The sequence below is a fragment of the Mesorhizobium sp. M1163 genome (assembly GCF_040318415.1).
Taxonomy (GTDB): Bacteria; Pseudomonadota; Alphaproteobacteria; order Rhizobiales; family Rhizobiaceae; genus Mesorhizobium.
In genome coordinates, this window is record NZ_JAMYMF010000030.1 from 63956 (window position 1) to 76809 (window position 12854).

The 12854-nt window shown below is 59.3% G+C and carries 9 protein-coding genes and 3 pseudogenes; 7 read left to right on the top strand and 5 right to left on the bottom strand.

All coding sequences use genetic code 11. The features are described from left to right. Nucleotides 1-48: 48 nt before the first annotated feature. Nucleotides 49-2196 (bottom strand): N,N-dimethylformamidase beta subunit family domain-containing protein, encoded by a 2148-nt coding sequence (locus NKH43_RS25510; protein ID WP_352860367.1) that lies wholly within the window; start codon nt 2194-2196, stop codon nt 49-51. A gap of 235 nt (nt 2197-2431) precedes the next feature. Further along, nucleotides 2432-3778: a flavin monoamine oxidase family protein gene (locus tag NKH43_RS25515; RefSeq protein WP_352860368.1), complete on the bottom strand. Its 1347-nt coding sequence runs from the start codon at nt 3776-3778 to the stop codon at nt 2432-2434. Between the two features lie 246 nt (nt 3779-4024). Here NKH43_RS25515 and NKH43_RS25520 point away from each other — a divergent pair, with 246 nt between their 5' ends. Continuing rightward, nucleotides 4025-4291, top strand: a complete 267-nt coding sequence (locus NKH43_RS25520; RefSeq protein ID WP_352860370.1) for a hypothetical protein — start codon at nt 4025-4027, stop codon at nt 4289-4291. A 217-nt stretch (nt 4292-4508) separates the two neighbouring features. Then, nucleotides 4509-5234, top strand: a complete 726-nt coding sequence (locus tag NKH43_RS25525) for a class I SAM-dependent DNA methyltransferase (protein WP_352860371.1) — start codon at nt 4509-4511, stop codon at nt 5232-5234. A gap of 36 nt (nt 5235-5270) precedes the next feature. On the opposite strand, the gene NKH43_RS25530 is transcribed toward NKH43_RS25525, so the two are convergent. The 3 genes and pseudogenes from NKH43_RS25530 to NKH43_RS25545 form a co-directional block, all read right to left on the bottom strand. Continuing rightward, the gene (locus tag NKH43_RS25530; protein ID WP_352860373.1) at nt 5271-5711 is read right to left on the bottom strand and encodes a conjugal transfer protein TraA; all 441 of its coding nucleotides are present in this window, start codon (nt 5709-5711) and stop codon (nt 5271-5273) included. 50 nt (nt 5712-5761) lie between these two features. After that, entirely contained in the window at nt 5762-6010 is a 249-nt protein-coding gene (locus tag NKH43_RS25535; RefSeq protein ID WP_502906510.1) for a DUF6118 family protein, read from the bottom strand. Nucleotides 6011-6172: 162 nt separating this feature from the next. Further along, nucleotides 6173-6859 (bottom strand): annotated as a pseudogene (locus NKH43_RS25545) (transposase); the annotation flags it as partial. A 121-nt stretch (nt 6860-6980) separates the two neighbouring features. Here NKH43_RS25545 and NKH43_RS25550 point away from each other — a divergent pair. The 5 genes and pseudogenes from NKH43_RS25550 to nifK form a co-directional block, all read left to right on the top strand. Then, a pseudogene (locus NKH43_RS25550) lies at nt 6981-7259 on the top strand (IS481 family transposase); the annotation flags it as partial. Then, nucleotides 7243-8220, top strand: a pseudogene (locus NKH43_RS25555) (type II toxin-antitoxin system HipA family toxin). The pseudogenes NKH43_RS25550 and NKH43_RS25555, both read left to right, overlap by 17 nt. Nucleotides 8221-8688: 468 nt before the next feature. Further along, nucleotides 8689-9582: a nitrogenase iron protein gene (nifH, locus tag NKH43_RS25560; protein WP_352860375.1), complete on the top strand. Its 894-nt coding sequence runs from the start codon at nt 8689-8691 to the stop codon at nt 9580-9582. Between the two features lie 98 nt (nt 9583-9680). Continuing rightward, nucleotides 9681-11183 (top strand): nitrogenase molybdenum-iron protein alpha chain, encoded by a 1503-nt coding sequence (gene nifD, locus NKH43_RS25565; RefSeq protein WP_352860376.1) that lies wholly within the window; start codon nt 9681-9683, stop codon nt 11181-11183. 128 nt (nt 11184-11311) lie between these two features. Further along, nucleotides 11312-12853, top strand: coding sequence for a nitrogenase molybdenum-iron protein subunit beta (gene nifK / locus NKH43_RS25570; RefSeq protein ID WP_352860377.1), 1542 nt, complete (start codon nt 11312-11314; stop codon nt 12851-12853). Nucleotide 12854 lies beyond the last annotated feature (1 nt).

The window sequence follows — 12854 nt, forward strand, 5'->3', positions numbered from 1 at the left end:
TGTCCTATCGGAGAAGCGGCTGTCATTGATATTTTCGGAAGGCGCTTTTCAAAGGCAGCGCCGCACAACGTTCTCCAGCAGTTTTGAGATGTTGTTGTTGAAGTCGTTCATCGGGAGGCTCCCGCAAAACAGGATCGAACCTGCAGAGAAGACAAAATTCCCCTGTGCTTTCGGGACGTAGGAGAGATCCGCCCTGATCTGCGCCACCTGCCAGGCCGGCATGTTCACTTCCGCTCCCCAGTTTAATCTTTCCGGAACCACGTAGTAATCGCCAAGAAACTTCTCGGAACTCGCAAGGACAACCGCTTCGGGCGGCGTGCCTAACGACGCATCGACAATATCGACTTCGAACCCAGCAGCGCCGCCGCCGGAAAATCCAAAATCGCCAATGATCTCGTCATCGATCCCGTCAAACAGCCATGCAAAACTCGGATCATAAGAGGCTTTGGTGCGGCGATAATAGGAGCCAGTGAAAGGGCCGTGAGCAGACATGCCGACGCCGACGAGCCGCTGTGGAGGTCTATCATTTTTGAGCCAGAGACCACCATATCGGCCATCAAAAGCGTGAAAGCACTCTCCGGGTTCTGCCTCCCACTCCCTGGCCCCCGTCTCGCCGCGTCGAATCTCTATCGCGCCGGGAAAGGCCTCGCTAGTGGCTATCCTCCAGTAGAAACCGTTGCCCCCAAGATAACCCAAGCTGCCGCCGGCTTCCACAAAGCTTCCGATCGCGTCTAGGGTGCGAGCCGTGTGGTACTCCGGGTGGGTCACAGTGAGCACTAGCGCGTAGTCTTCAAGTGCGCTGCTACCCTCCGCTTCGAGGTCATGATCAGTGACAACATCAAAAACAATGTCTTTCGCCGCACACCACGCAACTAGATGCATATCGGCGGGGAAGATGCGCAAACCCGAGCCACGAGCGTCAGGGTAAGCGAAGTAACCGGGCCGCATGCTAAGCTGTGGCCGCAACAGAGAGCTGAACTGGATTCCGCCGCCGTCAGGGTGGTAATCATAGAGCGAACGCCCAAACTCCGGATGCTCCTCGGGATGGTGCGGATAAGCACGCCAGGCGTCGCGCCTTTCGACGTAGGCGTCGTCGAAGTTGCCGCGGGGATGATTCGCGTAGGCAAGATAAGTGAATGTCGAGAAAAGTACTGCAACCTTGGCCTTTGTGGCATCCCTGGCTGGGCGGACAAAGAAGGGGATGATGTCCTCAGCGTTCTCGCATCTCAAACGGATACCATACACCCCGCTCGGAAGGTCGTGGGGAATATCAAAGCAGAAATCAGTTTCCCAGCCGCAGTCATAAAGGTCGTCCTCGTGGAAATGGACGGCTGCATATTCATCAAGCGCGTGCTTCCAGCACATTTCCTCGCCGGACCAACGCGAACCACGCACGGCGCGTGCCGGCAGATTATGCAACGTTCCGTCGAGCCGCAACGGGCCTGTGTCGCGGAGGTGCGATGTCGGAATGTCGATGCCGAAATCCCAGAACGCGAGTATGTCCTCTACCGGTACAGGACCGTCCAAAAGGCGATCGACAACCTGCCCGCGCAACAACATGGGGGCTTCAAGCCGCCCGTTGAAAAACGAAGTGAACGATAATGGGTCTCCAGGCTGCGGCGTAGCCGCCAGCACTAGGTATGTAAATCCGGCCTGCATTCTCAGCGGCCGCGTCCTAATCTCGAAGGACCGTAATCCAGTCTCGACAGAATATCCGACCAGATGCAGAGCGTGTTCTGCAATCGCGAAGCGCAACTCATACCACCGACCGATTTCCAGCGCGAAGGAGATGGCGCTCGTCTCGCCAAACGCCTCCAGCTTTAGGCCGCTGGTCTGAATGCTAATCGAGACTGCGCCACCCGATAGGCCAATAAAAGAGAACAAAACCTGGGGTGACACGCGTAGGAGACGCGGTTGAAACCTGACAGAAAACGTAGCATCCGCGGTAATATCCGCACCGCCGAGGGGAATGATGCCGTAGGACCCCGGACGCGATGGCTTCGCGACTGATCGGTAGGTGCCTTCGAAGACCGCCGGGACCGGGCGAACATCCACTCCTGGTCCGTCCGGATTGGGGTCCGCTGAGAAGATGCGAACGAGATCAGCAGTGTAGTCGCTGCAAAAGTCGCTGGATACTTTCACTTCGATGTTTTCGCCAGCATGGGCCGAAAGCCGGTTGGTATAGCCGATCAGCATGCGCCTATTCTCCTTCGCGATCCAGGTTCACTCGGTGTTAAGGTCGACTCGGCGGCAAGAGCGAGCGGGTCAACTCCGTGTAGGCACATGTGCGGTTCCGGATGTTCACGTGAACCCCGTGAACCCTAGCAAGTGATAAACGGTTATTCATTCGAAGTGTCGTCCGCTACACAGGAAGCTGAGCACCCAGTCGCCGGTCCTTTGCGCGAGCGTTGTGCGGCGACGCGCTACCTGGTTAACTCACAGCAGCCGTGTCATGCCGCACGTCGGGCGTTTGCGCCCCGCCGAGTGCTCGCCTTATCTTGTGAGCGACGGCTAAGCCGCTCTCGATGGCGCCCTCAACGTACCCGTACCAGCCGCTCGCATAGTCCGCTCCCGCGAGGTATACGCCCCCTTCGGGTCTGACGAGCTCGCGGTGGTACTTAACCAACTGACCGGGACGTGCGATCGCCCAAGTCTGGCGCGAGAATGGGTCCGCGGTCCAATTGTGCCCCAGGGTCCCCGCGACGATGGCGTCCGGCAGCCATTGGCGCACGGCGGTCTGGACCTGACCTAAATCAGCCATATCTAACCGCTCAGCATCCGGCCCGAGAACTTGCGCGATCATGCCGCCGTCGATCTTCGCGCGGGTTTCCATCCAGGTCAGTGGGTGTTCGGACGAGGCCAACGCCATAAATGGCTTGTATTCGCCCAGCAGGTGTACAAAGAACATGATTCCCTGCGTTGCCTGGCGTTCGTCCATCATCGCACGCTTACCTTCGCTAAGGGACGGAACGAAGTCGATCCCTGCTAGGGCGTTCACAGGTACGGTAACCACGGCGCTTTTGGCGGACCATGTTGCACCGTCGCTAGTGTGGACCCGAACGCCCCCATCGATCTGTTCGACGCGTACCACAGCAGTTTGCAATAGAACTTCGGCACTCGCATCAGCCAGTATCGCCCCGACTACCGCCTGAAAACCGCCTCTAACGCGAAAGCGAATAATGTCACCTGTGCTGTAGCCACGGCCGGTTGCTAATCGGCGAAGGCATTGAGAATAAGCGCCATTTTCGGTGGGGGCACTAAAGGCACCAGTCAAGGCGGCGTCAAGGATATCACGCTCATCCTTTAGCATCCCAAGCTGGGTCAGTCCTTCCGCCATAGTTAAATGGTCGACAAGCTCAAGTTCCGATTCGCGAAAGAACGGCTCGTATGGCCGCTCAAAAACATTGTCGGCGACGGGGACGATGCGCTTGAAGCCTTTACCGATCCGTTCACCCATCTCCTCGGGCGACATCTCCTCAAGCTGATCGCCGTTCAAATACAGCGACGTGGCAAAATCGTGAGACTCGTCGTGCAGATCGTAGATTTCGAAACCATATCGGGTCAACTCCGCCCAGATATGCGGCTGGGACCAGTGAACCAGTTGTCCGCCGACTTCGAAGGTGCGCCCCCAGGCTTGGCGTGACCACACTCTTCCGCCCACCCGGTCACGGCCCTCGAGAACCACGACGTTTAGCCCGCTGTTGCTGAGTTCGCGCGCCGCCACCGCGCCGGCGAATCCGGCCCCTACAACCAACACGTCACAGTTTTTCGGCGTCATCGTTTGTCCTCCGCTCGAACAGTCTGCCGCTGCAATCTAGCTTGCAACGGAGCGCTTGGTTATTTGAATACAATGCGAGGATGGCTCAAATGCTGAAAGTTCAGCCTTGATAACGCATAAAACGAGCGTATTTCGGTTCATTTGCAGAGTTTGCAGTTAATGCGGCGATGCCATGGGTCAGGCACTGCTCTATGAGGCGGCCAACGTGATGGTGACGCGCTGCCGCGCAGACAACTGGCTCAAGACTTGGGCGCTTGGCATCGCTCGCTGCGGTGGCGCACGAAAGGCAAGGTCGCCTTCGCGCGGCGGCTCGCCGTCGTGTTTCACCGCATGTGGATCGAACGAACAGACTTCTCGATGAAAAAAGGCCGACCACCATTACCGCCTGATCGGAATATCCCCAATCACCAACGAACCGGAATGTGGCGCCATAGCGGTGACCACGACAGAAGCGTGAAACCCGAAGGCGACGAGGCCATCGATGCCGAGCGGCAGACCGTTGACCGATTATAGAAGGTATCCAGTTGGCTACTCGATTGTCGCACTCCGGGCAAAATTGTCGCACTCCGGGCAAAATTGTGCCGCCCCGAACAGACGGAATCGGACGCGAACACTCAACGTATTGAACCAAAATCGCTTTTCAAGTTGGCATAGCCCTCGCGTCCGCAATGATGATCTCGCTTGAGCTGACCACCGTCTAATATCTGAACACAGCAATGGAAAATGTCATATGCCCCTCCCCTATGATGACGCGTCGAGCTATGAAAAATACACCAACCTGGTGGGTAAAGTCGCTGAGGCAGAGGAAACCGCCGCCTTTCTTGAACGATTTTCCAGCGGAAGGAGTGCTCTCGAACTTGGTATTGGCAACGGGCGCGTGGCGATACCGCTGAGTGAGCGGGGCGTCCAGGTCGAAGGTATCGACCAATCGGACGGCATGTTGAAGCTTCTCGCCGAGAGTACTAATCTGATCAAGGCTTGGAAGGGGAACATCGCCGATTTCAGCTCAGAGCAACGCTACCATCTTATCTATTGCGTTTTTGACACGTTCATGCAGCTCTCCAGACGCGAAGAGCAAATAGCTTGCCTCAGATCTGCCGCCGACGCGCTAGATGAGGATGGGGTTGTGGTTCTAGAAGTGCGTGTGCCAGCATTGGAAGGTTTCGTTGGCGGCCAGAAAACTACTACTGTGTTCGTGGATCACGAGAATACATTCGTCAATACGCAAATACACGATCCGCTTAACCAGAACTTGGTTCAAACCTTCCTCTGGTTTTCTGGTACATCGGTGACACGTTTTCCAGAACGCGTTCGTTACGTTTATCATCAGGAGCTCGACACCATGGCCGAATGCGTCGGGCTGGAGCTCGCGGAGCGTTGGGGAGATTGGACGAGAGGTGCGTTCACCGACGACTCCAAACGTCATGTCTCGGTTTACCGCCGAACCAGACTGTAGTTCGTGACCGCACGGGCTGGACTGCCTACCGCCTGGTCAGCCCAATTCGAGCGGAGTTTTCGTAAGGCCCTTCATCTGGCTGTCGACCTTTGCCCGTGCTTCGACATGCCAACAACCGGTTGTGAGCGTCCGACGCTCAGCCTGCAACTCGTGCCAGCGCTCGATAAAGCGATCGGCCCTGACGTAGGGGTCGGCAACCGCCGCCCGCTCCCGGTCCATGCCGGCGACGAACTCGCCGACACGCTCGCGGCCGGAAAGCTCGCTCATCGCCGTTGCCGTCTTCGGATCGTATTGCAACGCCGATTTCATCAGCTCATACGATCCCGGCCGCGCCTGATCGAGGCGCTCGGCTGACGTACGCAGTTCCTGCTTCTGCGTTTCGAGAACGGGCAGGTCCTCCCGAAGCTGCTTGTCGGCGGCGCTGAATGCCCGCGCACAATGGTCGACAGCCTGCTCAAAGCCCGTTAGAGGCCGCATCCGCTCCGAAAGCCGGTCCTGTGCCGGCGTCGTAGAACTGGCCCCCCATTTCAATTTCTTGACCGCAAAGGGATCGACGGCCCGATCATGGCATAGCCGGCGACGAGCAGGACCATGCCCCTGATGAGGCCGATCCCGCCGGCAATCCACATTCGGAAATCCTGATCCTTCCGGAGAAAGGCGCTTCGGTTATGGGCGGCGAGAACGGCGCTGATGCGCTCGAGGTCGGACGCCTGCCGCTCGCGCTGCTGAACAGGTGCGAACCAGCCCGTCGCCGCTGCGCTCAAGAGCGCGGGCATAGTGCTCGGCGCCCTGCCGCAGAACGGGGGATTGCTCGACGGCCTTTTAGCCGCTCGCCCAGCGTGGTGAGGCTCTGGACGATGCGCCCGAGCTCCGCGCTGTAGTCGACTGGCGTACCCTGCCGCTCGATCTGATCGAATGCGGTCTCCACGCCCTTTCGGTTCGAGTCGGTCAAGCTCGCGACGGATTTGCCCCTTCAGATGTTCTGGCATTGCGCGGCCGTCGCCGGTCCTCAATTCCTCAAGCCGATGTCGCCGGTCACGTCCCAGCGGCTCGTAGCCGGTGATGCCCTGAGCAAACAGCAGGCCCTTGATCCGGTTGACATGGCAGGTCCGCTCACCAACCAGAACCTTGCGTTCACGGCCGATGCGCCGATGGTCCTTCTCCTTGACGCTGGGTACCCTAACCATCGCGCACACGCGCGGCTCGCCTCGTTTGTAGGCGAGCAGCGCACGCACCAACGCCTCACCATCGATCTTGTCGGTCTTGGCACCACGCCGCCGGCGCGACGTGGCAAGCGAGGCGGCGTCGACGACATGGCTTTCGATCCCCTCGGCCTCCAGGATTCGATGGATCCAGAAGCCGTCGAGACCCGCCTCCTGAATGACCACAAGCGCAAAGTGCCGGCCGGCGCGCGCCTGTGCCTTGTCCTGAAGCTGGGCAAAGCGTGCCAGCAGTCCTGTGATATCGCCGCCGCGTACCGCATGTTTCGACATCTTCTCCCCACTGCCCGGCGACAGCGAAGTGATCAACCAGGTCGATTTACTGAGTTCCAAAGAAATGAAGATCGCGCCAAGATCGGTGCGGATAGCGGCAGACGCCGCAGATCGATCGGCAACAACACGCATGATTGGCCTCCACAGAGTTGTTGGTCAGCAACCCCACTCTGCCAGAGCGCAGGTCGCTATCCACCACCGGTCATGGGATCTTTGATGGAGCATCCTTGTCGTCCGAATCAAAGGATGCGCTATGGGCCAGGTTCTTCACGGGAGCGCCACGACGACAGAGGCGATCCGTCGAGCGATACAACATAGCCAAGCGAGCCTGAGGGCGCTGGCCAAGCGCTACGGGATCAACCAGAAGACCGTCGCAAAGTGGAAGAAGCGGGCTTTGGTCGCGGACGTTCCGACTGGCCCGAAGGAGCCGAGGTCGACGGTTCTGTCTCTCGAGGAAGAGGCCGTCATTGTCGCCTTCCGACGGTACACGCTGCTGCCGTCGGACGATTGCCTCTATGCATTGCAGCCGACCTGGCGGGCGTCTTGCCCGCTTTTTCGCGAACTCTCTGCCGGAGGAGAAGTTGCGCGAGACGATGGAAAAGCACCACAAGGCAATGTGTGGCCAGGCGATGATTCGATCTCTTAGCGGCGCTGGGCGCCGATCTGCCGGGAGCCGTATGGGCGCTACCCAGTGACGGCGCGATAGCGGTTTCGCAGGATGCTTCAAAGGATAAGCCCAAGGCACGGTTCTCACTTGCCGGCGTGCAGATGAAGCTGTCGGTCATGAAGAGCACTGGAAAAGGCGGCGGCCTGACCTTGCCGATGGACGACGAGCAGGGCCAGTACATCGCCAAGTTTCCCTTCGAAGGAGTTTCCGGGCGTTTCAGAGAACGAATTCGCGAACTTGGCCCTGGGGAGGGCAAGGTCCTTCTCGTCAAACGCTTCGATCGCGGCGCCGATGGCGAGAGGATACAAACGGAGGATTTCGCTCAGGTCTTGGTATCTATCCCTCGCGCAAATATCAGGGCGCCGCTTATCACGACATAGCCTTGGCCATTGGCGTGGCCGTCTCGCCTACGGCGGCTCTCGAATTCGTCCGCCGCCTGGTGCTGACGGTCATCACCGGCAATGGCGACATGCACCTGAAGAACTGGTCTTTGATTTACCCCGGCAACGGCGACAAGCCGGTGCTTGCACCAATCTACGACGTTCTGTCGACCGTGCCATATATTCCCGCCGACGCCATGGCGCTTTCGCTTGGAGGGGAACGCTCGTTCAAGGCGCTACCAGCACCGCGATGGAAAGCATTCGCGAACCGTGCAAGGCTTCCGGAGCCGGCAGTCCTGAAGGCAGTGGTCGAGACCGTCGAACTCGTCAACGAACACTGGTGGCATCTGCTTGCGCGCGAGGTTGTCGCGGCGAAAGTGCTCGAGCGGATCGACGAACATGTGAAGGCGATGACGCCGATACTGAACTCCTGCGCCGATAGGTGAGCCGAGTCCCCTTGAGTTGGTGATATGGCGGAATTATCGCCCGCAGCCCCGGATGGATGGCCGTGGGTGGCGCGCAAGACTCCGCGCAGTGTCGATGAGGACACGCGAGACCAAGCAGGTCAGCTCGCCGGAACAGAAGAGTTCGCCCATCCCGCAATTAACGTTAGAGGGTCGAGACGCTGTTCGCCCACCTCAACACAACGATTCGGTTCGAACGAATGCGGTGACTGAGGATCGCGATCCGACGCTTTATGTCGCCATTGTCGGGTCCGCTACACGGCTTGTACCGACGATCCTTTCTTTGGCCTCAAGCTAAATCCCTGAAAAGCAACCATGAAATTATTCTTCGGTTCCATCAGCCAAATTGGCACGAGTCTTGAGATCCTTGGGTGCGAGGCGGCGACAGCTGCCCGACCGGCATTCATGTCGCGGCAGCCGCGATGAATGGAACGAAGGAAGGAAAGCTACATGTCAGGTCTGCGTCAGATCGCCTTTTACGGCAAGGGCGGCATCGGCAAGTCCACCACCTCCCAAAATACGCTCGCCGCCCTTGTCGACCTCGGGCAGAGAATCCTCATCGTCGGCTGCGACCCCAAAGCCGACTCCACCCGCCTGATCCTGAACGCGAAGGCGCAGGATACGGTCCTGCACCTCGCGGCTCAGGAAGGTTCGGTGGAAGACCTCGAACTCCAGGATGTGCTCAAGGTCGGCTACAAAGGCATCAAATGCGTGGAGTCGGGTGGCCCCGAGCCGGGTGTCGGCTGCGCCGGCCGCGGCGTGATCACCTCGATCAACTTCCTCGAGGAAAACGGCGCCTACGACGATGTCGACTATGTCTCCTACGACGTGCTCGGGGATGTAGTGTGCGGCGGTTTCGCGATGCCGATCCGCGAGAACAAGGCCCAGGAAATCTATATCGTCATGTCCGGCGAGATGATGGCGCTCTATGCCGCCAACAACATCGCCAAGGGCATCCTGAAATACGCCCATTCGGGTGGCGTGCGGCTCGGCGGCCTGATCTGCAACGAGCGCCAAACCGATCGCGAGCTCGACCTCGCCGAAGCGCTGGCTTCCAGGCTCAATTCCAAGCTCATCCACTTCGTGCCGCGCGACAACATCGTCCAGCACGCCGAGCTCAGGAAGATGTCTGTGATCCAGTATGCGCCAGACTCCAAGCAGGCCGGAGAATACAGGGCGCTGGCCGAGAAGATCCATAACAATTCGGGCCAGGGCACCATCCCCACCCCGATCACCATGGAGGAGCTCGAGGACATGCTGCTCGACTTCGGCATCATGAAGACCGACGAGCAGATGCTTGCCGAGCTTCAGGTCAAGGAAGCGGCGAAGGCGGCCGCACTGTAACGACCGCTACTGACTGGGGGCGCGGCCTGACATGGCGCGCCTTTCAAAGAACGGCGCCTCGTCGGTGAGGCGTCACCCTGAACCTTGAAAGGGGTCCCATGAGCCTGGAATACGAGAATGACGGCACCCTCCATGCGAAACTTATCGAGGAGGTGCTGTCGCAATATCCTGACAAGGCGGCGAAGCGCCGCAAAAAGCACCTCAGCGTCGCAAAGAGCGGCGACGAGGCTGGCGAGGAAAACGAGGTCCTTTCCGAATGCGGGGTCAAATCGAACATCAAGTCCATCCCCGGGGTGATGACAATTCGCGGCTGCGCCTATGCCGGCTCGAAAGGCGTGGTGTGGGGTCCAGTCAAGGATATGGTCCATATCTCGCACGGCCCGGTCGGCTGCGGGCAATATTCCTGGTCGCAACGCCGCAACTACTACGTCGGCACGACCGGCATCGACACGTTCGTCACGATGCAGTTCACCTCCGATTTCCAGGAGAAGGACATTGTTTTCGGCGGCGACAAAAAGCTGGAACGGATCATCGACGAGATCGAGGAACTGTTTCCGCTGAACAAGGGCATGAGCGTGCAATCCGAATGTCCGATCGGCCTGATTGGGGACGACACCGAAGCTGTGTCCCGCAACAAGGCCAAGGAGCACGAAAAGACGATCGTGCCGGTGCGCTGCGAGGGCTTCCGCGGCGTCTCGCAATCGCTCGGCCACCACATCGCCAACGATGCGATCCGCGACTGGGTGTTCGAGAAGAAAGACGTCGAGTTCGAGGCCAGCCCGTACGATGTCAATGTGATCGGCGACTACAACATCGGCGGCGACGCCTGGGCTTCGCGCATCCTGCTCGAGGAGATGGGCCTGCGCGTGGTCGGCAACTGGTCGGGCGACGCTACGCTGGCCGAAATAGAGCGCGCGCCGAAGGCCAAGCTCAATCTCATCCATTGCTACAGGTCGATGAACTACATCTGCCGGCACATGGAGGAAAAGTATGGCATCGACTGGATGGAGTATAATTTCTTCGGCCCCTCCCAGACCGAAGCCTCTCTGCGCAAGATAGCCAAGCATTTCGGGCCGGAAATCGAGGCCAAGGCCGAGGCGGTCATCGCCAAATACCGGCCGTTGGTCGATGCCGTCATCGCCAAGTACCGGCCGCGCCTGGACGGCAGGACGGTGATGCTCTATGTCGGCGGGCTGCGCCCTCGTCACGTCATTACGGCATATGAGGATCTGGGCATGGTGATCGTCGGCACTGGCTATGAATTTGGCCATAACGACGACTATCAGCGCACCGGCCATTACGTGAAGAAGGGCACGCTGATCTATGACGACGTGACTGGTTACGAGCTGGAGAAGTTCATCGAGGGGATTCGTCCTGATCTCGTTGGCTCCGGCATCAAAGAGAAGTACCCGGTCCAGAAGATGGGCATACCGTTCCGTCAAATGCATTCCTGGGATTATTCCGGCCCATATCACGGCTACGACGGCTTCGCCATCTTCGCCCGCGACATGGATCTGGCCATCAACAACCCGGTCTGGACCCTCTACGACGCCCCCTGGAAGAAAAAAGCCGAGCCGTCGGCGGCGATCGCAGCCGAATGAAAAAGCCTGGCCTCCCGGAAGCCGGGAGGCCGTTGAACGCCTGTGGCCCTTTGTCCACGGGAGACCTGAAACGTTTCGACGTCCCTGTGCCGCCGTATGGCGGGCCAGATGGAAAGAGGTAACCACCCATGCCGCAGTCGGCTGAAAAAGTTCTCGACCACGCTCCCCTGTTCCGCGAGCCGGAATACAGGCAGATGCTCGCCGAGAAGAGGCTGAATTTCGAATGTCCTCACCCGGACCAGGTCGTTACCGACCAAGGCGAATTCACCAAGACGTGGGAATACCGCGAAAAGAACCTTGCTCGCGAAGCGCTTGTCGTGAACCCCGCCAAGGCCTGCCAGCCGCTCGGCGCGGTGTTCGCGGCCGCGGGCTTCGAGCGAACCATGTCCTTCGTCCACGGCAGCCAGGGCTGCGTGGCCTATTACCGCTCGCACCTGTCGCGCCATTTCAAGGAGCCTGCTTCGGCAGTCTCCTCCTCGATGACCGAGGACGCGGCAGTGTTCGGTGGCCTGAAGAACATGGTCGACGGGCTCGCCAACACGTACCAACTTTACGATCCGAAGATGATCGCCGTCTCGACCACTTGTATGGCGGAGGTCATTGGTGACGACCTGCACAGCTTCATCGAGAACGCCAAGGACGAAGGCTCGGTCCCGCGCGACTTCGACGTGCCCTTCGCCCACACGCCGGCCTTCGTCGGCAGCCATGTCGACGGCTATGATGTTGCGGTCAAGGGCATTTTGGAGCATTTCTGGAAAGGCGAGGAGCGCACGGAAGCCGAGAGAACCATCAACATCATTCCGGGTTTCGACGGCTTCTGTGTTGGCAACAACCGGGAACTCAAGCGCCTGCTCGATCTGCTGGGCGTCTCCTATACCTTCATTCAAGACGCCTCTGACCAGTTCGACACGCCGTCGGACGGCGAATACCGCATGTACGACGGCGGCACGAAGATCGAAGACGTGAGGAAAGCACTCAACGCCGGGGCGACACTTTCGCTACAGCATTACAACACCCGAAAAACACTGGAGTATTGCGAGGGGGTAGGGCAGGCGACTGCCTCGTTCCATTACCCGCTCGGAGTCCAGGCGACCGACGACTTCCTGATGGAGGTCTCCGCGATTTCCGGCAAGCAAATCCCCGAGGCAATCCGCCTGGAGCGCGGCCGACTTGTTGACGCCATGGCGGACAGCCAATCCTGGCTGCACGGTAAGAAATACGCCATCTACGGTGATCCGGACTTTGTCTACGCCATGGCCCGCTTCATCATGGAGACGGGCGGCGAGCCGACCCATTGCCTCGCCACCAACGGCACCTCGGCATGGGAAGCGGAGTTGAAGGAACTGCTTGCATCATCGCCCTTCGGCAAAGGTGCTCAAGTCTGGGCGGGCAAGGACCTCTGGGCGATGCGCTCGCTGCTCTTCACCGAGCCGGTGGACCTGCTGATCGGCAACTCCTATGGCAAGTATCTGGAGCGCGACACCGGCACGCCGCTGATCCGGCTGACGTTTCCGATCTTCGACCGCCACCATCACCATCGGTTTGCGCTTATGGGCTACCAAGGCGGGTTGCGCGTCCTGACGACGATCCTCGACAAGATCTTCGACAAGCTCGATCGCGAGACAAGCGAGACGGGCGTGACGGACTATTCGTATGACCTCACCCGCTAAG

Coding starts and splice junctions, on each gene's coding strand:
- NKH43_RS25510 (WP_352860367.1), bottom strand. CDS start 2,196: ATGCTGATCGGCTATACCAACCGGCTTTCGGCCCATGCTGGCGAAAAC.
- NKH43_RS25515 (WP_352860368.1), bottom strand. CDS start 3,778: ATGACGCCGAAAAACTGTGACGTGTTGGTTGTAGGGGCCGGATTCGCC.
- NKH43_RS25525 (WP_352860371.1), top strand. CDS start 4,509: ATGCCCCTCCCCTATGATGACGCGTCGAGCTATGAAAAATACACCAAC.
- NKH43_RS25530 (WP_352860373.1), bottom strand. CDS start 5,711: ATGCGGCCTCTAACGGGCTTTGAGCAGGCTGTCGACCATTGTGCGCGG.
- NKH43_RS25535 (WP_502906510.1), bottom strand. CDS start 6,010: ATGCCCGCGCTCTTGAGCGCAGCGGCGACGGGCTGGTTCGCACCTGTT.
- nifH (WP_352860375.1), top strand. CDS start 8,689: ATGTCAGGTCTGCGTCAGATCGCCTTTTACGGCAAGGGCGGCATCGGC.
- nifD (WP_352860376.1), top strand. CDS start 9,681: ATGAGCCTGGAATACGAGAATGACGGCACCCTCCATGCGAAACTTATC.
- nifK (WP_352860377.1), top strand. CDS start 11,312: ATGCCGCAGTCGGCTGAAAAAGTTCTCGACCACGCTCCCCTGTTCCGC.